Origin of the sequence: Acidisoma sp. L85 (assembly GCF_009765865.1) — a bacterium.
In the GTDB taxonomy this organism is placed as follows: domain Bacteria; phylum Pseudomonadota; class Alphaproteobacteria; order Acetobacterales; family Acetobacteraceae; genus Acidisoma.
The window spans coordinates 353,454-373,711 of sequence record NZ_LMUQ01000061.1 but is presented as its reverse complement, the minus strand read 5'-3'; the positions used below and the strand labels follow the sequence as shown (position 1 = coordinate 373,711).

General features: G+C 61.9%; 22 protein-coding genes. 12 read left to right on the top strand and 10 right to left on the bottom strand.

What is annotated here, in order from left to right; all coding sequences use genetic code 11:
* Positions 1–304: ABC transporter permease (locus GSQ83_RS20155; protein ID WP_371418045.1), on the top strand; the 304-nt coding region annotated here is incomplete at its 5' end.
* A 44-nt stretch (positions 305–348) separates the two neighbouring features.
* On the opposite strand, the gene GSQ83_RS20150 is transcribed toward GSQ83_RS20155, so the two are convergent.
* Positions 349–1,512 carry a hypothetical protein gene (locus GSQ83_RS20150; RefSeq protein WP_158804655.1) on the bottom strand — a complete coding sequence of 388 codons (1,164 nt, stop codon included), beginning with the start codon at positions 1,510–1,512 and terminating at the stop codon, positions 349–351.
* Between the two features lie 533 nt (positions 1,513–2,045).
* On the opposite strand from GSQ83_RS20150, the gene GSQ83_RS20145 reads away from it, so the two are divergent.
* The 4 genes from GSQ83_RS20145 to GSQ83_RS20130 all read left to right on the top strand — a co-directional run bounded on the left by GSQ83_RS20145 (position 2,046) and on the right by GSQ83_RS20130 (position 5,030).
* A complete protein-coding gene (locus tag GSQ83_RS20145; protein WP_254065803.1) occupies positions 2,046–2,591 on the top strand; it encodes an ATP-binding cassette domain-containing protein in 546 nt (181 codons plus the stop codon).
* On the top strand, positions 2,588–3,382 hold the full coding sequence (locus tag GSQ83_RS20140; protein ID WP_158804653.1) for an ABC transporter permease: 795 nt from the start codon (positions 2,588–2,590) through the stop codon (positions 3,380–3,382). The genes GSQ83_RS20145 and GSQ83_RS20140 overlap by 4 nt, the downstream gene beginning before the upstream one ends.
* A gap of 86 nt (positions 3,383–3,468) precedes the next feature.
* Entirely contained in the window at positions 3,469–4,191 is a 723-nt protein-coding gene (locus GSQ83_RS20135; protein WP_158804652.1) for a methyltransferase domain-containing protein, read from the top strand.
* On the top strand, positions 4,188–5,030 hold the full coding sequence (locus GSQ83_RS20130) for a class I SAM-dependent methyltransferase (protein ID WP_158804651.1): 843 nt from the start codon (positions 4,188–4,190) through the stop codon (positions 5,028–5,030). The genes GSQ83_RS20135 and GSQ83_RS20130 overlap by 4 nt, the downstream gene beginning before the upstream one ends.
* A 7-nt stretch (positions 5,031–5,037) precedes the next feature.
* Here GSQ83_RS20130 and GSQ83_RS20125 read toward each other — a convergent pair whose 3' ends face one another.
* Positions 5,038–5,784: a dienelactone hydrolase family protein gene (locus tag GSQ83_RS20125; protein WP_158804650.1), complete on the bottom strand. Its 747-nt coding sequence runs from the start codon at positions 5,782–5,784 to the stop codon at positions 5,038–5,040.
* A gap of 102 nt (positions 5,785–5,886) precedes the next feature.
* Here GSQ83_RS20125 and GSQ83_RS20120 point away from each other — a divergent pair, with 102 nt between their 5' ends.
* Positions 5,887–6,255, top strand: coding sequence for a VOC family protein (locus GSQ83_RS20120; protein WP_158804649.1), 369 nt, complete (start codon positions 5,887–5,889; stop codon positions 6,253–6,255).
* A 5-nt stretch (positions 6,256–6,260) separates the two neighbouring features.
* On the opposite strand, the gene GSQ83_RS20115 is transcribed toward GSQ83_RS20120, so the two are convergent.
* From GSQ83_RS20115 to GSQ83_RS20100, 4 genes are all read right to left on the bottom strand, one after another.
* Complete coding sequence (locus tag GSQ83_RS20115) at positions 6,261–7,805, bottom strand: MDR family MFS transporter (protein ID WP_158804648.1); 1,545 nt, start codon at positions 7,803–7,805, stop codon at positions 6,261–6,263.
* A gap of 123 nt (positions 7,806–7,928) precedes the next feature.
* Complete coding sequence (locus GSQ83_RS20110; RefSeq protein WP_158804647.1) at positions 7,929–8,735, bottom strand: hypothetical protein; 807 nt, start codon at positions 8,733–8,735, stop codon at positions 7,929–7,931.
* A 161-nt stretch (positions 8,736–8,896) separates the two neighbouring features.
* Complete coding sequence (locus tag GSQ83_RS20105) at positions 8,897–9,244, bottom strand: hypothetical protein (protein ID WP_158804646.1); 348 nt, start codon at positions 9,242–9,244, stop codon at positions 8,897–8,899.
* A 681-nt stretch (positions 9,245–9,925) separates the two neighbouring features.
* Complete coding sequence (locus tag GSQ83_RS20100; protein WP_158804645.1) at positions 9,926–10,411, bottom strand: GNAT family N-acetyltransferase; 486 nt, start codon at positions 10,409–10,411, stop codon at positions 9,926–9,928.
* Positions 10,412–10,581: 170 nt separating this feature from the next.
* Between GSQ83_RS20100 and GSQ83_RS20095 the strand changes: the two genes are divergently transcribed.
* On the top strand, positions 10,582–10,794 hold the full coding sequence (locus tag GSQ83_RS20095) for a hypothetical protein (RefSeq protein WP_158804644.1): 213 nt from the start codon (positions 10,582–10,584) through the stop codon (positions 10,792–10,794).
* Positions 10,795–11,168: 374 nt separating this feature from the next.
* On the opposite strand, the gene GSQ83_RS31445 is transcribed toward GSQ83_RS20095, so the two are convergent.
* Positions 11,169–11,288 carry a DUF1127 domain-containing protein gene (locus tag GSQ83_RS31445; RefSeq protein ID WP_216850379.1) on the bottom strand — a complete coding sequence of 40 codons (120 nt, stop codon included), beginning with the start codon at positions 11,286–11,288 and terminating at the stop codon, positions 11,169–11,171.
* Positions 11,289–11,766: 478 nt separating this feature from the next.
* Here GSQ83_RS31445 and GSQ83_RS20085 point away from each other — a divergent pair, with 478 nt between their 5' ends.
* Entirely contained in the window at positions 11,767–12,756 is a 990-nt protein-coding gene (locus GSQ83_RS20085) for a cytochrome-c peroxidase (protein ID WP_216850377.1), read from the top strand.
* 133 nt (positions 12,757–12,889) lie between these two features.
* Positions 12,890–13,186, top strand: a complete 297-nt coding sequence (locus GSQ83_RS20080) for a chorismate mutase (RefSeq protein WP_158804643.1) — start codon at positions 12,890–12,892, stop codon at positions 13,184–13,186.
* A 104-nt stretch (positions 13,187–13,290) separates the two neighbouring features.
* On the opposite strand, the gene GSQ83_RS20075 is transcribed toward GSQ83_RS20080, so the two are convergent.
* Entirely contained in the window at positions 13,291–14,682 is a 1,392-nt protein-coding gene (locus tag GSQ83_RS20075) for a glycosyltransferase (RefSeq protein ID WP_158804642.1), read from the bottom strand.
* A 604-nt stretch (positions 14,683–15,286) separates the two neighbouring features.
* Here GSQ83_RS20075 and GSQ83_RS20070 point away from each other — a divergent pair.
* Genes GSQ83_RS20070 through GSQ83_RS20060 form a run of 3 tightly spaced genes read left to right on the top strand, consistent with a single transcriptional unit; the run spans position 15,287 to position 19,526 of the window.
* On the top strand, positions 15,287–16,039 hold the full coding sequence (locus tag GSQ83_RS20070; RefSeq protein ID WP_158804641.1) for a response regulator: 753 nt from the start codon (positions 15,287–15,289) through the stop codon (positions 16,037–16,039).
* Between the two features lie 38 nt (positions 16,040–16,077).
* Positions 16,078–17,091, top strand: a complete 1,014-nt coding sequence (locus GSQ83_RS20065) for a cytochrome-c peroxidase (protein WP_216850375.1) — start codon at positions 16,078–16,080, stop codon at positions 17,089–17,091.
* Positions 17,088–19,526 carry a two-component system VirA-like sensor kinase gene (locus tag GSQ83_RS20060; protein WP_158804640.1) on the top strand — a complete coding sequence of 813 codons (2,439 nt, stop codon included), beginning with the start codon at positions 17,088–17,090 and terminating at the stop codon, positions 19,524–19,526. Before GSQ83_RS20065 ends, GSQ83_RS20060 begins: the two co-directional genes overlap by 4 nt.
* Positions 19,527–19,552: 26 nt before the next feature.
* Here the strand turns inward: GSQ83_RS20060 and GSQ83_RS20055 are convergent, their stop codons facing one another.
* A complete protein-coding gene (locus GSQ83_RS20055) occupies positions 19,553–19,837 on the bottom strand; it encodes a hypothetical protein (protein WP_158804639.1) in 285 nt (94 codons plus the stop codon).
* A 102-nt stretch (positions 19,838–19,939) separates the two neighbouring features.
* Positions 19,940–20,233: a hypothetical protein gene (locus GSQ83_RS20050; RefSeq protein WP_158804638.1), complete on the bottom strand. Its 294-nt coding sequence runs from the start codon at positions 20,231–20,233 to the stop codon at positions 19,940–19,942.
* Between the last annotated feature and the right edge of the window lie 25 nt (positions 20,234–20,258).

Here is a 20,258-nt window from a genome sequence, read left to right as displayed (position 1 = left end):
CGGCGGGGTTTGCGGTTTGGCGGGAGTCATGCTGACGGGGCAGGTCGGCGCTGGAACGCCAACGGCGGGAAGCGGGCTGCTGCTCAATGCGATTGCTGCTGTGGTGATGGGCGGCACGGCTTTGTCGGGCGGTGTCGGTGGCCCTCATCGTACCTTCCTCGGCGTGCTGGTGATCGCAATCCTGACCAACGGCATGGATGTGACGCAGGTGAATTCCTTCACGCAGGATATCGTGAAGGGTGTGGTGATCATCCTGGCTGTGTCCCTGACGATCGACCGTTCGAAATACGCGTTCATCAAGTAGCGGCCACCATTCGGCCGAGGGAGGCCATACCAGGCAAATCGCGATCATGAGAATAGTTTGTGATCGTAGCCGATCAGTGTGATCTGAGCGCCGTCGCTCGTCTGAATGATGTCACTGCCATCGATGACTTGCTCGCTCAAGATTGAAGATGAGCCAGTGAAGCCGATTTGATCCTCGGCCTTGAATCCCAGGATTATCTCCGACCCCGAAAGCCCGTACAGAAAAGCGTACAAATCCGGGGCGCCGCCGCCGATCACCGTCGTATCGCCGCCCCCGGCTACGACGGTGTCGGCCGCGTTGTTGAGAGCGAGAACGGCGAGGCCGGAGACTGGCGCGACCATCACTTCCTGGCCGGAACCCGTGGTTCCGTTCATGATCGCGTCGCCGGATTGTGGCCCGACCATCGTTGTGGCGCCGCTTCCGTTCGCGAACGCGAGCATACTGGTGGCGCCGGCGGGATCACCCACGCCGCCGCTCAATGTCGTTGATCCGTCGCCGCTGCCACCGATCAGCGTGCTGTTACCGGTGCCAGCCACGAGGTTACTGACGTTCGAGCCGGTGCCACCAATGAGCACGGTATTGCCCGAACCGCCTTGCGCCGACACCGCGCCATCCCCGCCGACGAACAGAAGCGAGCCTGAGCCGCCTTGAACTGTGCTCCCATCAGTGCCGCTGAAGATGGTGCTGGCACCTGTTGCCGCGTTGATCGTATCGGCGCCTCCCGCGTAGATCGTGTCGTTTCCGCTGCCCGCAATGAACTGCGTATTGTTTTGCAGGAAAGCGGAGACGTCGCCCGAACCACCGGTCAGGGTATCGTTGTTCGAGAGATCGTAGATGGCGCTATAGCCATCGGAGGATGTTGCGGACTCGGTCTGAGTCTCGAAGGGCGGCGTCACCTCTCCGGGCACCGGCAGGTTCGCCACCGCGCTAGCGAGCGCGCTATAGGGATCCGAAAAAGCCGAGATGCTGAAGGTGGGAACTTCGGTTTCCGACGGAGTTTCCGAACTGCCACCAGTCACGATGAGCGAATTGTTGGTGGATGTAGAGTCGGCCGGGACAGCATCGCTCCCTGAGCTTACGGCGCTCGATGCGCCGACGGAGGCACCGCTGCCGAAGACGCTGCCAAAGATTGGTTGAGCATCGGCGCCGGGAACCGTACTGTTATTTGTGAATTGGAATTCTGGAAACGATCCGGAGGACCCGTCCATGGAATATCTCTTTTTCCAAAATGTGCTTTGCGATCATGTTTGCTTTGAGTCATCCTGGGAGCTCGCAGCTTTGAGAAGGTACATGTCGTCGGAGCGATCATCGGTGACTGAGCCTCTTTGTGGTGAGTGTCGGCGGGAATGATCAAATCATTGCTGTGTCGGAAGAAAAATTCGTAGCGCGGATGCCTAGCGTTAATCAATTGGCTAGAAGTCTGTGCAGAGGGCTGTCTGTTAGAGCGACGAGATCACGATGTTCCGGGTGCATTTCCAGCGTGGCAGGAGTGGTTTAGGATGCTCACATGGCAGTTGTTTTGGTAGTTCTGGGAAGTATCGGTCCAGCATTAGACCCTCGAATGTTAGCGATTAACGAAAACTTAAATTTTGGGGCACAGGCGGATACGTATCTCTCGGCGACCTAAGGGTGGCCAAGTGCGTGGAGAAGGTGCCGGTTATCAGCAGGGTGTCGAACTAACGTGGACGTTCCTCAAGATCGGCTTCGGGTTTCCGGACTCCGCCGAGAGGGGCTTGGTCCCTTGGATATTGCCGTGGGAACCGGCAAATGCCTTGCGATCAGCGGCCGGTCCGGGGTGGGGAAAAGTCTGCTGCTGCGAATGATTGCAGATCTCGATCCTCATGAGGGGGAAGCGTGGCTCGATTGCGTCGCGCGCTCGCGCTCGACGGGACCTCAGTGGCGGCGGCAGGTGATGTATTGCGCGGCTGATTCGGGTTGGTGGCACGACAGCGTTGGTGCGCATTTCTCGCCAGCACCGCCTTTGGCCTTGGCGGCGCGGCTTGGTCTGGGATCCGGCATTTTCGCACAGGCGGTGCGGCTGTGTTCGACAGGCGAGCGACAACGGCTGTCGCTGCTGCGCGCTCTCGTGTTGGAGCCGCCGGTGCTGCTGTTGGACGAGCCGACCGGCCCGCTCGATCCGGAAAGCACTGGCATGGTAGAGGAGGTTCTGCGCGAGCGGCTGAATGGCGGCACGTCGATCATCATCGTGACGCATGACGCGGCCCAGGCCGAGCGCCTGGCGGATCAGCGGTTGGTCATGCGTGACGGGCGGTTGATCCCGGCATGACCCCCATCCTCCTCACGCCGGGCGACCTTGCCGTGGCGGCCTTGCTGATCCTGTTGGACGGCGCGCTGTCGGTCATTCTTGGGTTGCGGCTGCATCGCCAGATCACCGTGGCCTCGGTGCGGCTGGTCGTGCAACTCCTGCTCGTGGGCTACGTTCTGCGCGCGGTCTTCTCGCTTGGTTCGCCCGTAGTCACGTTGCTGATCGTATTGCTCATGACGCTGGTCGCCTCCCGCGAGGTGGGTGCCCGGACCGAGCGGCGCCTCGCGCGTTTCGGCAACTACGCGATCGCGGCGGCCGTCGTGACCGTGGCGACGGGCGTGACGGCGGCGCTGGCGCTGACCACGGCGATCCAACCGCATCCCTGGTGGAACCCGCGTTACGCTATCCCGCTTGTCGGGATCATCCTGGGCAGCGTGCTGAACGCCGGAAGCCTTTCGCTCGACAGCATGCTGGAGGGTGCCGCGCATGAGCGGGTTTCGATCGAGGCGCAGCTTGCTCTTGGGGCCACCTATCGCGAGGCGCTGCGTCCGCTCATTCGCAGCTCAGCCCGGCGGGGCTTGGTGCCGATAATCAACCAGATGTCGGCGGCGGGGATCATCACTTTGCCAGGGATCATGACAGGCCAGATCCTGGCGGGGATGGACCCGGTGGAGGCGGTCAAATACCAAATCCTCCTGATGTTCCTGCTCGCTGGTAGTAGCGGTCTGACCTCGGTCGGCGTCGCCTTCCTGGCCGCGTGGCGGCTGACCGACAGCCGTCAGCGCCTCAGGCTCGACAGGCTTTCCGGCTGATCCGGGCTCGTGTCTTGCCAGCGGTCGCAGAGCTTGTGCAACTGAGGCAGTCGTCGGCGGTCAGCCGGCCAGGAACGAGCGCGGCCATGCAGGACCTCTCACGTCGAAGCACCCAAGCCGAGGTCATGGATGACGAGACGACCAACCCGGAGGACTACGCGCGCTGCCTGGCTGATCTCGAAACCCTCAATCGCCTCACCTTGACGCATCGGCCTACCTTGCGCTGGTTGGACGCGGCGACGCGGGGTATTCCGGCTGGCGCCGTTGTTTCCGTGCTCGACATCGCCTCTGGCCACGGGGATCTGCTTCGGGCAATCGATCGCTGGGCTAAGCGGCGGGGGTTGCGGCCGCGACTGACGGGGATCGATCTGAACCGCCGCAGCGGGGTCGCGGCGGCCGCGGCGACGCCGGCTGATGTCGAGATCGCCTGGGTGCAAGGGAATGTCTTCGACTATGAGCCGCAGCCCAGGCCCGATTTCATCGTGAGTTCACAGTTCACCCATCATCTCGACGACGATCAGGTCGTCGCTTTCCTGCGCTGGCTGGAAGGCCATGCCATGCGCGGGTGGTACGTGGCGGATCTGCACCGTCATGCCATTCCCTATTACGGCTTTCGCTTGCTCGCACGGCTCGCCGGATGGCACCGCATTGTGCGCTATGACGGAACCGTCTCGATCGCGCGCAGCTTCCGGCGCGCGGATTGGCAGCGCTTGATTGCCGCCGCTGGCGTTCCGGCCGAGGTGCATTGGCATATGGCGTTCCGGCTTTGTGTCGGCCGGATTAAGCCTCCCGCACAGGCACGCCCGTGATCTTCCCGAAGACGCTGCAGACCACGGCCGCCGTCGCCGCTCACTACAACGATCTCGACCGCTTCTATCGGGAGATCTGGGGCGACCATGTGCATCATGGCTATTGGGAAACCGGGCGCGAGACGCCGCGCGAGGCGGCAGAGGCGCTGGTCGATCGTCTCGCCGACCGGCTGGAATTGACGCCGGGCCTGTCTCTCATCGACATCGGCTGCGGCTATGGCGCGACAGCGCGGCGGCTGGCCGCAATGCGCGGCGTCACTGTGACGGGCGTGACAGTCTCCGCCGCTCAGGCAGACTACGGGGCAACTGAGCCGGCTACCGGCGTCACAATCCGGGTGATGGACTGGCTCGCGAATGATCTGCCCGACGCAGCCTTCGACCGCGCCTACGCGATCGAGAGTTCCGAGCACATGCCGGACAAGCAGCGCTTTTTCGAAGAGGCGTTCCGCACCCTGAAGCCCGGCGGCGTTTTCGCGATCTACGCCTGGCTCGCCTGCCCCAACCCCAAGACTTGGGAGGTACGGCATCTGTTGGAGCCCATTTGCCGCGAAGGCCGCCTGCCGAGCATGGGCGACGAAAGCGATTATCGTGCGCTTGCGGAGGGCGCGGGTTTCCGCGTCGAGCTTGTGAGCGATATCAGCCGGCAAGTTCGCCGGACCTGGTGGATTTGCCTCAAGCGCGTGGCTGGGAAGCTGGCGCGCGATCCCAGCTATCGCCGCTTTCTCACCGAACGCTCCGCCTCAAACAGGGTCTTTGCTCTGACTCTGGTGCGCTTGCTGGCAGCCTACCGCACCGGGTCTATGCGATACTGCCTCTTGGTGCTGCGCAAGCCCGACTGAGGGTCGCTCAGCCCTGCAGGGTCCTCTGGAACAAGGCAAGCATCCAGCTCATTGCCTGGAGGAATAAGGCCGGGTCATAGCGCGGCCCCTCGTCGCGCAGGAACGCATGAGCGGCGTTGACCTCGTGCCACTCGTAACGTGCGCCCACTGCCTCCAGCCGCTCCCGGATCGCCTGACGGCCGGCGAAGGGCACGTGTGGATCTTGACGGCCCCAGACGAACATCGCCTCCGCCTTGAGTTCGTCCATGCGGGCGAGGCTGTCGTCGCCCGCGCCCGAGCCCAGCGTTCCGCTATGGATGTCGGTGGCATAGAAACAGGCAGCGGCGGAGACAGCCGGATTCAAGGCGGCGCGATAGGCGAGATGGCCGCCGAGACATACGCCAAGCGTCGCAAGCCGGCCCGTGGAGGCCTCGTGTTGGCGCAAGTACGCGAGGGCGGCCGCGGCGTCGGCGTCAAAGGCAGCGATCGGCTTGGTGGTTTTGAGTGCGTTGCCGCGATCGGTTCCGGGCGCGTCGTAGCGCAGCACCGTGCCGAGCGGCTCGTATTCATGATAGACCTCGGGCACCGCCACGACATAGCCTTGACCCGCGACCAGCGCGGCAAGGCGCCGGATCGGATCGGTCACCTGGTAGATCTCGGAGAAGAACACCACGCCGGGAAAGCGGCCCGGTACCGCTGGCCGAAACAGATGCAGGCGCATCGGCCCGGTGGTGCCCACAGGGATATCGGCGGTCTCGTCGCTGCGGATGATCATCGTCGGCCTCGTGCGGTTCGGAGGCAATCTGGCCTTTGGTCACGGCTCTCCGCAACGGGGCGAGCTACGCGCGAATAGGACAGAGGTCTGGTTGGAGGGCAAATGACGGTCAAACGTATTGTTACGAATATCGCCAGCGACCGCCTTGAAGGCGCGCGGGGCTTCTACGGCGCGATTCTGGGGTTAGAGATCGTCATGGATTTCGGTTGGATCATGACCTTCGCCGGCGAAGGCCGTAGCGCGCCGCAAATCTCCATCGCGTCGGAAGGCGGGTCCGGGACAGCCGTGCCGGACCTCTCGATCGAGGTCGACAATCTGGACGAGATTCACCAGCGCGTCCTCGCGGCGGGTCTTGCGGTGGAATATGGGCCCGTGAATGAGCCATGGGGCGTACGCCGCTTCTACGTCCGCGATCCCTTCAACCGTCTCGTCAATATCCTCCAGCACAGCGAAGTGGCTGGACGGGCCTGAGGCCGTCAGTGCCCAATGGTATCAGCGGCGCGAGGAGCGCTGCGCAGTGCCAGGTCGCGGAGACGTAAGCCGATCACGAGCGCGACCAGCAGCAGCGCTCCGCTCACCAGATAGGCGAGGCCGAAGCCTGATACGAGGCCGCGTACCGCCACCTTGCGCGCATCTCCAGGCAGGCCGGCAAAGGCGGCTGCGCCCTGGCTAAGCGAGCCGAGATCGATCGCGCGGTGAATACCAGATTCCCGTAGCGCGTTGCCGAAACTAAGAGTGAGCAGAGAACCGGCGATGGTGCTGCCGAAGGCGCCCCCCATCGAGCGCAGCAGGAGCAGCGCGCCGGTCGCCGAGCCGACATCGCGCCGTTCCACAGCGTTTTGCACGACCACGATGGTTGTCGGCATGCAAGCGCCGATGCCAGTGCCGAGTACAATGCTCTCGGCCATGATCAGGATCGCGCCGGTCTTGGCGCCCCCCGTCGCCAGCAGGAAGAAGCCCAGCGCCGCGCCGAAGAGACCGGCAACGATGATCATCTTGGACTTGCCGAGGCGGCGCGTGAGCGAACCCGCCAGGTAAGCGCCAGCGGTGCTCGACACGAGGAAAGGCATCACCAGCAGGCCCGAGGTCTCCGCGTCGTAGCCGTGCAGAAGCTGGAAATCGAGCGGCAGCAGGAAGGTTCCGACGAAGAGGCCGAGCGAGGCGAAGAAGGCGACCGCCACGCCGCCCAGGAAGATGTCATTGGCAAATAGCCTCGGCGGCATAAGTGGATCGGCGGCGCGATTTTCCTGGACCGCAAGTGCGCCAAGCAAACAGAGCCCGAGCAGACCCAGCACCAGGACCGGCGCCGACGTCCAGCTATAGGCGGTGCCACCCCAGCTCAACATCAGCAGCAGCGCACTGATGCCGCAGGTCAACAGCACGGCGCCGACCACGTCGATCCGGTTGCGACGTGGAACCACAACGAGCAGGCGGAGCGCGCGGTCACAAAGAAAGATTGCGAGCAGGCCGAGCGGCAGGTTGACCCAGAAGACCCAGCGCCAGCTCAGATTATCCGTGACATATCCCCCGATCACCGGCCCCGCGATCGAGGCGAAGGCCCAGGTGCCAGCGAGATAGCCCTGATAGCGGCCTCGCTCCCTTGGCGAGACGACATCCGCGATCGCCGCCTGCGCCATGGCGAACAGGCCGCCGCCGCCGATACCCTGCAGGCCGCGAAACAGGATCAGCTCCGGCAGCGACGTGGAGATGGCGCACAGCCCGGACGCGACAATGAAGATGGCGATGGCCGGGATAATCAGCGCGCGCCGGCCATAGGTGTCGGAGAGCTTGCCGAAGATCGGCGTCGCCGCGGTCGAGGTCAGCAGATAGGCGGTAACAATCCAGGCCAGATGCCCGTAGCTGTGCAAATCGCGCGCGATGGCCGGGACGGCTGGGATGATAACGGTCTGATCAAGCGCCGCGAGCAGCATGCACAGCATGATGCCGACGACGACTCGCAGTATCTGGGGATGGCTGTACGTCGGGTGAGAGGGTTCTCCAGGCTGGCTGCGTGCATCCATTCGGCGAGGCTACGCTGTCAGACCCGGCACGTCAGCCCATCGCGGGCACATGTGGCCGTGACAGTGGAATGAAGGCATTCGCGGATCGCGCGGCCAGCAGCTTCTGGTAAGTCACTCGTCTCCTTACCGACGGCCCGACCCGCCACCTGTGCGGTCGATGGGTGCGGGTTGAGCGTTTTCGCTCTGAGGGAAGTTTTGAAACACACTCTCGGCGGTGTGCCGTAGAGGCTGAGTCTCGCTGTCACTATCGGGTTCGGCCTGCGACTCGGGCTCGTGACTGTCGCCACCAGTCGCGGCGGCCCGGTCGATGTCAGGCTCCTCGGCGCTTGTGGCATCCACGCTGCCCTTGCGCCGCCGAGACGCCGGGCGCGATGGGCGCTTGCGCTTGCGAGGCGCGCTTTCGGCCGTCTCGGCTTCGGTTGCCGGAACAGGCTCGAGGATGGTCGAGGCGACGGCATCGGGTGGGTCATCAGCCTTGGCGCCCGCTTGTTGCGCCACAACGGGCGAGGCTGGTTCGTCCGACCCAGCGGCTGGCCGCTCTTCGGGCTCGAACTCGAATGCGAGCTCGGATTGGGCCACCGTGCGGTCTTGCGGGCTAGCAGTCCGTCGCACCCGCCGCCTCGTCTGCGGGGGTGCGACGGTCTCACTCGATTCGATTTCTTCGACGCTCTCAACGCTCGCCACAGCACCTTGCAGTGTCTTGGCTACGGAGTTTCGCTGCCCGATTGCCGGCGTCGTGTCGCGGAGCCTGTGGGCAGCCTGCGCCAAAGCTTCAGCCAGTGCACGGGAGCCGGGCGCAAGCTCCGCGAGTGTCTGGGCGACGGCTTGCCTGAGGCGCGCCGGATCCGGTGTGTTGGGATGATTCTCAAGATAGGCCGAGAGAATCAGGTCAAGGGGAGCCTGCGATGTGGCGCCGCGGAGACGGGTCATGGCGGGGATTTAGTGCGGCGCATCATGTGGATCAATTAGCGGCTATTCATGCTGACGTGGAAGTATTTTGGTCGCACCGCAGAACTCCGCCGGTCATCACGCGGGTCTCGTAACGAATCTGGCGGCCGCGCAGTACCGCGCTCGATACCAGCGCGGAACCCTTAGTCTGAGCTATCCGCACTGCCATTGCTGCCAGGATCGGAGGTGGTCGGTGACTCGCTGGTTCCCGGAACGTCCGAGGCTGCATTCGGGTCGTAGGTGGGAATGCTCGGCGCCGAGGCGGAAAGGTGGTTGCCGTCCTCATCGACCCGTTGGTCCAGCGCCCCGCTGAGCCCCGGCCCGTCATCGGTATCTGGCGACTGCGCATCCGGTGCTTGGGGATCCGATGTCGATTGTGCATCCGACTGGGCATAGGCGGCAATTTGGTAAGGAGGGCGTGCCACCAGGAAGATTCCGAGCGCAAGACCGGCGAAGAAACGTAAGACGCCAGGGACGAGACGGCGGCTCATCGGGAGAACTCCAACTAATAAGCGGAAGCCATACGAAGTCTCACTGTGCGGCGCAGCTTGGACTTAAGCCTTAAACTGAGCCGAAATCACAAACCCGCGAGCCGGTAGTTCAACGGCGGCGAAACGGAGGTCGGCATCTCTCACTTCGCCCTGACAAGGCGCATCGTGTTTGAGCGCGGAAGCCCCGCCTGGTGAGGACGGGGCTTCATCGCCAGGCGTAACGCCTAGTGCGGCCGGTGGAATGCCGGGCTTAGTAGTAGCCCCAGTAGCCATGGGGGTGGGAGTGATCCTTTACCCAGTGCCGATGGTGGTAATGATGACCGTGATAGTAATACTGCGCGCTCGCCGTTTCGATCGAGCCGAACAGACCACCAGCAAACGCAACTGAGAGAACGGCGGCTACCAGAAATTTAGACTTCGATTTCACTATGATCACTCTTGTCTATTTATGTTGCGGCACCTTTGAAAGCCTTGCGGCACGTAAGCACTTTCGAGGCGCGGGCGAACCTGACCACTTTGGCGGTAAGGTCAAGGTGAGATACTGTCCAAGTTACAACTTGCTACAAAACGCCCGGTTATCGCCACAAGCCGCAGTGCCGATCCCTGGGTCAGCGATCCGGCTATGGCGGAAGGGACGAAGAAGCCGTTCTTCCGGTGCCTGGGGCATCCTGAGAGGCCGGGCTATCTCAGTTCAAGCCGCATCTCGTTGGACTGCTGGAAGCCCATCCGATCGTATAGAGATCGGCCCTTTGGCGAGGCGTTCAGGATTGCGCGGCCGCAGCCCAGCCCGCGAAGGTGGAACAATGTGGCCTCCGTCAAGCGGCGGGCCAGCCCGCGCGTGCGCCAAGCCGGCTCCACAAACACACCCCAGATGTAGCCGTCGCGCCGAAACTCCGGCGTGAAGACGTTGGGGTAGGATGGCCGATGGATTTGGCATGAGGCCGAGGCCACTATCGCGCCCTCGGCTTCCGCCACAAAGGCGGCAAAGGCCAATTGCTCGCGAGCTTGCGCCATGAAGGCGAGCACGCGCCCATGACCATCGGGTTCGAGAGCCTCGGCAGAAGTCCCGAGGTCGATCCACATCCGCAGGAAATGGCTGGCGATCAGGTCATCATCGGCTGACTGCGCCGGGCGGACCAGGACGGCAGGGGGCGTGCTGTCAATCATGGGGGTCTCGCTCGGAAATTAGCCGGCGAGCACGCATACCGCGCCTCGACAGGCCGGCGGCTATGAATTTTTCGCAGGTCGCGGCGTCGCGGCGTCGCGGCAGAGGACCGCAATCAGCCAGTCACATTCGCGGCGCAGGATCTCCCAAGAATCATCCTGATGGAGCGAGTATGCCTGAATTGACTGTGGCTGTTCTCCCTGTCGCGGATCGCCGCTTCATGATCCTGCTGGTCGAGCCACCCTTTGGTGAGCCAAAGCGCGAGCCGGACGCCGGCAGCAGCGGGAAGGGCTACACCGAGGACGTGCTACGCATGGCTCTGGCCCAGCGGTATGGTCTGTCCTGGCCTGAGATCGAAGAGCGTATCGCCGCCGCAAGAGCCTGACGCAACCAGGCTTCCGCTCAGGCGCGGGGGCGAAGATCTCATCCCGGAGTCTAGCCGCGGATCCGACGGCGAAAGATTCCCCTGATCCGTCGAGCCCAGCCAAGACGCGCCCGGCGCAGCTTTCAACTCGCGGCGGCCATAAACGTATTCGTAAGCCGCATCGGCGGCAGCCAGCGAAATCGCCCAGTCGTTCTCGAATTGCGGCACAGTTTGAGGCGCCTCGCTCGAGCACCTGCGGCGGCCAAAGATCATCACAGCCTACGTCCTCGTGTCTGTGTTGTATTTGATGAATGGCGGTCGTCGAACGGCCGGTTGGCCAGCAGACTTCCTCAGACCGCCTCCGAGCCGCCAGTCAACCGCGAATCTCGCCGCTGCTATTCGCGGCGTGCAGCCTGTCTCACACGAAACTCGATCTCGTTGCGCGCAACCCCGATGTCCTTCAACGCGTGATCGCTGAGACCGTTGAGCTCCGCAGCCGCTCGCCTCATCCGCATGAAACAATGATATTTCCTCGCGCACATGCAAACAAAAGCCCAGGCCGTCGCCAAAGCCCTGCGATCGTGAGGCGTGCCTGTCGAGCTTGTCTTGCTATATGATCCACGAGGCGGCTCGCCCCGAGAGACCTCGGACCGCGCGAAAGAGGTTAGATTGAGAGGTTGAGTTGGCATCGGATTCTCCTGTTGGTTTGGCCGTTGCTGCAGGAGAGATTGCCGCCTGTCCGTTGCCGGAGGATGTCAGGCCCCGCCAATATTGCTACACCCGTAGCGTAGACGGGCCGGCGGATAGATGCCGGGCGTCCGAACGACCGACCCATTTTGCGAGGAACATTACATCTGTAACCGGATTGCCCGATACTGACATCGAAGCACAATGAGTGCATGGCTTTTTCAGCGGTAATTCGCATGGCTCGGGCGACGTGCTTGTGAGGATCTCGAACCAGGGGAAGACACGCGTTGAACAGATTGGGGGAACGTGGAAATAGGTGAGACGGCCGGTGTCGGCCGACGCAGAGAGGGCTCGTGCCGCTGGCGTACCTGGCTGCTGCTGGGACTGTCGCTGGTTGCGAGCGAAGCCCATGCGCATGCCCGGTCAACGCACCCAAACGTCGATATTCCCGCGGATCACGAGCCCATTACCCCGATTCCGCAAACGCTCTCCGTTGATTCGCGCACGGTCAAGCTCGGGGCGGAACTCTTCAGTGATCCGCGCCTCTCCGGCGATGGAACTCGTGCCTGTTCATCCTGCCATGACGTGACGACGAACGGTGCTGGCGCAACTCGGTTCGATCGAGCGCCGGACGGGTCGTTCATTCCGCTCAATACAAATACCGTTTTCAATGCAGCGCTGAGCTTTCGGCAGAACTGGGAGGGCAATGCCGCTTCGCTAGAGGATCAGGCTGCCCAATCCCTGAGCGATCCGCGCATCATGGCATCGAGTCCGGATAATGCCCTTGAACGCATAGCGGATGACAAGGCACTGAGAATTCAATTCGAGCTGGTGTATGGAGAGGGGCCTAACCGCGCAAATCTTTTGGATGCGATTGCCACCTATGAGCGGTCTTTGCTGACACCGGGCAGCCGCTTCGATCGCTGGCTGCTGGGCGACAAGGAGGCCCTTTCCGACGAGGAACAGGTCGGCTATGGGCTCTTCAAGTCGCTGGGCTGCGCGTCTTGTCATCAGGGGGTCAACGTTGGCGGCAATCTGTTCGAGCGGACGGGCATTTTTGAAGGACTGCTTCATAAGCAGGCGATAGACCTGCGGGTGCCGAGTTTGCGGAACGTTGCGGTCACCGCTCCCTATTTCCACAACGGGAGCGCCGCTACCCTGGATAGAGCGGTGAGCCGGATGGGATACGCCCAGCTAGGCCGGACGCTATCGGCCGGGCAAATCAAGGCAATCGTCGCATTTCTCGGCAGCCTTACCGGCTCGTATCAAGGCAAATCTTTGAAGGCTCCCTCGTGAGATCGGGTGTTTTGGCCGAATTGTTGACATTCCGGTACAGCCGACATCTGCTCTATCCGATTGCTCACAAAGACCCCGACGCGCGACCAGCGTCGAACCCCTGTCCACACACCTTCGAGGGCATGATCAGCTCATGACGCACACCGATTCGCCGGCCATCTCAAAACTTCTGGAGATCCGCGAAAGCATCGATAATATCGATGCAGCTCTCATCCATATGTTGGCCGAACGATTTCGCTGCACCCAGAAGATTGGCCTCCTGAAGGCGGAGCACAATCTGCCGCCGGCAGACCCCGAGCGTGAAGCGCATCAGGTCGCCCGCTTAAGGCAGCTCGCCCTCGACGCAAAACTCGACCCCGAATTCGCCGAGAAGTTTTTTGGCTTTATCGTGCGCGAGGTCATCCGGCATCACGAGGCTTTGCCGCGCTGAGCAGTTCGCACCGAGCTCGAATCCGATCTCGCCGAGGTCGTCGCATCTCCGCTCTCGGAGCCGGCGACTTCACCGGCTTCCTTCGTAGGCGCGCTCTGCAAAAGTCAGCGAAGTTGGACGATGCTCTTGTCCCGGCTGAACGTGGCTCTGTGCCGGTCCGCGAATGCACCGCGCCCCGTCATGCCCAAGGGGAAGCGAGTTTCAGCCGTTGGTCGCGAAACCTCGTCGACAATCTGCAAAAACTTCGACTTCGTATCGATCTGTCGCATCTCGTTGGCAATATGCGAAGCCCGCCTCTGGTATTCGGGGTCGCCCAGAACGATTCGCACGGCCCGACGTAGCGCCTCTGCCGTCGGTTCGTTGGTCTCGAGATTGATGCCGACGCCCGACCAGGCGACACGCGCATTCACATCTGCCTTGTCCTCGGTCATCCCGGCGGTGACGAGGGGGACGCCAAAACTCAGCGCCTGATTGACGCTTCCGTAGCCACCGTTTGTGACAAACACATCTATTTTCGGGAGCAACCACTCAAACGGCAGATATGACGCCAGCCGCGCATTGGCGGGGATCCGACCGGGAACCGCGTCGGTCGGCCGGCCGCCGGTCGTGACAACCACAAGCAACTCCGGGTCATCGGCGAGTGCCGCCAGCGCCGGCGCCACCAGATGGCTGAAATCATAGTTCGCGACTGTTCCCTGTGTGACGAGAACGACTTTGCGAGAGCCATCCAGCTCATCGGCCCATGGGGGGAGGGGCGCTTGCTTTGCCATGATCGGCAGCGGCCCGATGAACCGCACGGAGTCCGGTAGGTCTGCACGGGGAAATTCGAAGTTTGGCGTCGTAAGCTGTAGATACGCATCGGGCAGGGTAACGAGCGAATCGAAGATATTCGTGGGAAGTGGTCCGCAACCTATTCCCCTCAGGCATTCATTCGCTGAGCGGTTGGCAGGCTCCATGAAGACCGCTTCGAACTCCTCGGATGCCGCTTCGAATTGCTCGCGCCGGGCATTCTCGGCCGCCATAGGAAAGCCACCGAGAATGGGCACGCCATCGTTGCGATGCCAGAAAAGGTAGGTCGTGCCACACAGAATGATGGGAGGACGCTTCGCGCGTGGACCGAGCAACATGGGAAGGGCACCCATGAAGAGATTTTCGGCGATGATAAGATCCGCCGGAAATTCGCTCAGAACCTGCATGAGGCCCTCGTACTGCCCGGGAATCATATCGATAAACAGGCGCTCCACACTGAAGCGGGCCTTCTCCAGTCCGGGGGGCATGAGGCCGAATTCCGGATATATAGCCGTCAAATCGCTCAGATCCTGATCGGCGCGGCCGGGGAACGGATAGAAAGTCGCGCCGATTGCCTCTATGCGCTTCCGCATAATGGTAGCTGTGAGGCCCGCAACCTGATGACCCTCGGCAATCAAGATACGTCCGATTGCCAGAAGCGGGTTGAGGTGTCCCATGAATGGGTTCGAAGCGAGAATTATCTTCACGAAGAAGTAGCTCCATCTCGGTTGGTGGTCCGAGTGGAGACCTAGATGCGCCCGGTTACGGCTCGGCGTCCGATAGGCCCAGACAAGTTACGGTTGAAATGTCGCGAATGCCTTCTGCTCCCCAATCATTTTCTTCGTCTGCGAGTGGGTTGCGCAAGGCTTGTCGCTTCTAAATAATCATTCCATTTTTCCATGATAGACAGATATGTGCCTGGAGCTCTGATACTGAGAAGAAAACGCGTTGTTGAGAAGATGCAGGCAGAAAATTTCAGGCGCCGACAACGAGCGGTTGAGTCCAGGCAGCCATCTCCGCGAAGTTAACTCAAGTTAATACAAGGAAAGCGTCGCGGGGTCATGAATTTCCCTAGGACCGTGCGCCCAGAGAAGAGCGCAGTTGCGATCATGACTATGGTGCTATCTCCTTAATATGTGCATGCTCAGGCTCGGGAAATCGGGAGTCGTGTGTGGCGGACGATGGATCTGCGAGACGAGTGGCCATATGGCTACTCTGCTCGAAAGGGGCGATCGGTGGCGTTGAGGCGGCTCGGTTCTATTTAAGATCCCATCGGGATTTGCGCGTTGCAGGCGCGGGAGTGCTTATCAAATGCTGAAACTTGGCAATTCCGGCGCCGCTGACTTGTCACAGCCCCGTATCCTCGTGGTGGACGATGATGCGGAGCTTCGCCGGATGCTGGTGAATTATTTAGAGGGGCAGAGCATGCGGGTTCTGTCGGCCAGCAACCGCGAGGAAATGTCGCGGCAATTTGCGGCGCGGGAGCCGAACCTGGTGCTTCTTGATCTCAGGCTCGACAAGGATGACGGGCTCGATGTGCTGCGTGACATCCGGTCGCGCTCGGATGTGCCGGTGATCATCATGACGGGCCATCGCCGCGACGAGATCGACCGGGTTGTCGGATTGGAGCTCGGCGCGGACGATTACGTCACGAAGCCGTTTGGGCTGCGCGAGTTGCTGGCGCGGGTTCGCGCGGTGCTCCGGCGCCACGATTTCGGTCGAGCGGCATCGGAGCATGAGCCTGCCTCAGGTGGTTTCAGGTTCGAAGGCTGGGAACTGGACCTGCGGGCGCACCGCCTTCTCAATCCCGAAGGTGCGACGGTGCCTCTGACCAAGGGCGAATATGCCCTGCTGGTCGCCTTCCTGAATGCGCCGGGGCGGCCTCTGACGCGCGAGCATCTGCTGCAGGCGACGCGTGTGCATGAGGATGTCTTCGATCGCAGCATCGACGTGCAGGTTTTGCGGCTGCGGCGAAAGCTGGAGGCTGATCCGAGTGCGCCGCGCGCGATTCAAACTGAGCGCGGCGTCGGCTATCGCTTCAGCTTGCCGGTTCAGCAATATTAGGCACCGCCGCAACGATGCCGTCGCTGGATGGAGACGTCATGCGCCGCGCTCGCGGCGTGCTGACCATGAAACCAGAACATCAGTCTATCGGCGGAGACGCGACAGGCAGTAGGTGGCGCGGGGCTGGTCTTGCCCTCGTGTTGTTGTTGGTCTCCGGCGATGCGCTAGCCCAGGTTCCACCCAGCGCCCCAACCCCCGGCTTCTTCGTGGGCAACGAGCCCATTTCCCCAGTCCCGCAACCTCCCGTTGCTGATCCGCTCAAAATCGCGCTTGGCGAAGATCTGTTCAGTGATCCGCGACTTTCCCGCGACGGCAAGGTTTCATGCTCGTCCTGCCATGACATCCACAGCAACGGGGCCAGTGACCAAAAGGTCGAGACAGTGCCGGGCGGCGCTGCGGTAACGTTCAATACGCCGACAGTCTTCAATGCCGCGCTCAACTACCGGCTGAACTGGGAGGGCAATATTCGCACCCTGGAGGATCAGGCTGGGGGGGCGCTCACTGATCGGCGCGGCATGGCGATGAGCGTCGACGCCGATGTTCGGGTGCTGACGCAAGAAAAGGGCGTCGACCAGCAATTCGAAGCAGTGTATGGGCACGGCCCGGATAGGCAGAGTCTGATCGATGCCATCGCCGCCTACGAGCGGTCACTGCTCACGCCGGACAGCCCGTTCGACCATTGGCTTCGCGGCGATAGCGGTGCGCTCTCGAAGGAGGCTGTCGAGGGTTATCATCTCTTCAAGTCGTTCGGCTGCGTCGCCTGCCATCAAGGCGTCAATGTCGGAGGCAACCTGATCGAGCAGAGCGGCATTTTCAACAATCCCCTTGCGGGTCGGCCGGTAATCCTGCGGGTACCAAGCCTGCGCAATGTCGCGACAACGGCGCCGTATTTCCACGACGGAGGCGCTCCAACACTGGCGGTTGCCGTGCGCAAGATGGGGTACGCCCAGCTCGATCGTGTCCTCTCTGATGAGCAAGTCAAGGCGATCACCGCATTTCTCGACAGTCTGACCGGAGTCTATCACGGCAGACCATTGACGGCACCTCGATGAAGACGATTCCGAGCATCGCCTTTGTCACCCTGCTTCTGCTGGTTCTGTCAGGGCTGTCGCTGCTCGGCATGGATCCTCAAGCATCGCGATACGACGGAATGCTCTCGGTGGTCTCCAAATTCTCGGTGACGGAGAGCGCGCTGCGCCAGGACATCCTTAATGCGCGCGCCGGCCTGCTGCGCGACTATGATCCGGTGAATCGGAGGATGACAGCACTACACGGCTTCCTCGGCCAACTCCGCCAGCAGGGCGTGGATCCGAAGGTTCTTGGGCCACTCGAGGAAATGGTCGGGGAGCAAGATGAACTGACCGAACAGTTCAAAAGCGACAATGCCCTGCTACAGAATTCGCTCGCCTATTTTGGTTTGCTGAGTGGCAAATTCGGAAGTGCCGTGCAGGAAGGGCCGCTCGCTTCCGCGATGACCGTTTTGGCGACTTCCATGCTTCATCTGACGCTCGATACGTCGGTAGCATCGGCCGGAGAAGTTGAGGCCGCTTTGAACCGGCTTGCCCAGCAAGCACCCGTGGACCCCGACAACGACCTCGTCGACGGTATTCTGGCGCATGGCCGGCTGCTTCACGACCTGTTGCCGGCGACAGACCAAGTGTTGAGATCGCTCTACGACTTGCCGCGATCGGCAAGATTGGAGGCCGTTCGTAGCAGCGTTCTTGCTCACCAGCAGGCGTCCCGAGCGAATGCCCGGCGTTACGAGCTACTTCTCTATGTGACGTCGATGCTTTTGCTTGCCTGGCTGGTCTATCTCGGCTCACAGCTCCGGCGTCATTTCCGGGCGCTGCAGCGCAGGGCGACGTTCGAGCATGCGATTGCGGCTATCTCGATCGGTTTCGTCGATAGCAGGGCCGATGAGATCGACAGGCGTGTTACCTCCGCGCTTGCGACGCTTGCGGAATGGGTTGGAGCGGACCGGGCCTATTTCATTGGATCGTCGGAACAATTGCGACCCTATTGGTGGTGCCGGGACGGCCGTGCGCGGCCGCCCGAGTGGCCGATGCAAGGCTTGGCTGTGGCCAAATGGGACGCGCGGGCCGAAGGCGTGATCTACATTCCCTCCGTCGAGCGAATGCCGGAGGGGGCGGAGAAATCTGCGCTCAAGGGCGCTGGGCTGCGCGGCTGGATTTGCATTCCGGCTAACGGGCTCGATGGCAGCCGCGGCGCCCTCGGTTTTGATGCCATTGGAAAGCCCATGACCTGGCCCGCCAGTGACTCTGGCCTGCTGCGGATGGCGGTCGAGCCGATCGCGAATGCGGTGGAACACGCGGTGCTCGAACGTGATCGGACGCGGCTTGAGTCGAGTCTGCAACAGGCTCGGCGAATGGAGACGATTGGTGCGCTGGCGAGCGGTGTTGCCCACAACTTCAACAACATCATCGGCGCCATCCTCGGCTATACCGAAATGGAGGAATCGCATGCCTTTCCGAAAAGCCGTTTGGCGCGCAATCTTGAGGGCATCCGCCACGCGGCCGAGCGCGCGCGCGATCTGATCGACCAGATCCTGAACTTCGGCCGCCGCAAGAACATGCCGCACCGGACGATCGCTCTGCGATCGCTCATGGCTGAAACGCAATCGCTGTTGCAGGCATCCCTTCAGCCGGATGTTCGGTTGGTAATCGGCGCGACACCGGAGGCCGCGATCGTGTCCGGCGATCCCGTGCAACTGCAGCAGGTCATCATGAATCTGTGCAACAACGCGGCCCAGGCCATGGATTGCCCTTGCACGGCGGAAGTAACGACGGAGATCCATCGGGTGTTGGTCACTCGACAGTTGAGCCATGGCTGTCTTGTCCCTGGGAGTTATGTTCGCATCAGTGTGCGAGATACCGGTCGCGGCATGGATGCCGAGACGCTCGATCGATTGTTCGAGCCATTCTTCACGACCCGCCTGGGCGGAAATGGGCTTGGTCTCGCGACAGTCCGGGAGATCGTGCGGGACCATGGCGGAGCGATCGACGTTCGGAGCCAGTTGGGCGAGGGCAGTCTTTTCGAGGTTTGGCTGCCGCAGATTGCTGGAACGAGCCGGATTTTGCATGAGGCTGGGACGATGCAGGGCAGCGGCGAGGCCATCCTGGTCATTGACGATGATCATGCACGGCTACTGCATGACGAGGAGATCGTCGCCGCCCTCGGCTATGAGCCCATCGGATTCGCTGATCCGGATCAGGCTCTCAGCGCATGCCGTTTAACGCCGCGGCGGTTCGATGCAGCCCTGATCAGCCATCTCATGCCGATTGCTCAGGCTCTTGCGGTCACGAAAAAGCTGCATGGTATGGCACCGGACCTGCCGATTCTATTGGCTTGCTCAGCAGGCGAGCTTGGTGCCGATGAGCTGGCGGGCGCCGGGGTTTGCGAAGTCGTCAGCAAACCCCTTGTTTCCGCCGAACTGGCGGCAGCGTTGTCCCGGTGGCTGCCGAGTTGAGTCCTTAGTCGCCTCGAGAAATCAGGCTAAAATTCACCACTGAACCCTGTGTCGCCGCGAACCCGGAGATTGTGTGGGTAGTCGGCTATCTGATCGGCTTCAGTATCATGCGCGGCGTCTTCACGAAAATGAGGATCCATGAAATACGCGTATTCCGCCATTCCGTAGGCGGCACTTCCTTCGCTGATCACACGCCAAACCGCACGGGCTGTCGCGACAACCGCTTCATCCATGCGTGTAAGCGCTCGAACAATGCGGGAGGACGGTTGTTTGACGATTGAATCATCGATGGGCTCTGCGGGCGGGGTCATCGCTATCTCCTTGAGCTTGATGGCCCAGGGAAGATGTCCCGCCGTCCTTACGGAGCTGTTTCAGCCCCGAATAGTCAGGCTACGCCTGCAATACCGGCGCGATCATTCCGCGGCGCCGACACGGATGCCTGCAGGGCCCATCTCGGCAACCCGATCAGATGCCTGGCGCAACTTCATGACGTAGCTCATGAGTTGATCGGCCCGGCGCCCTGCCTCGGCCTTTGTGTCGTAATCGTTGTCGTAATAGGCGACACCGACGATACCGCCGTCTTTCGGGTCGCTGCCCCTCACCTTGGGGTGCCAACTGCCCCTAGAGCCTCCGACCACGATGTGAAGATCGGTCGCGCTGTAGAGATAGTCGGAGGTGACGGCCATATAGGCTGAAAATGGTGACATGATCGTTCTCGGTCAGCCAGCGAAG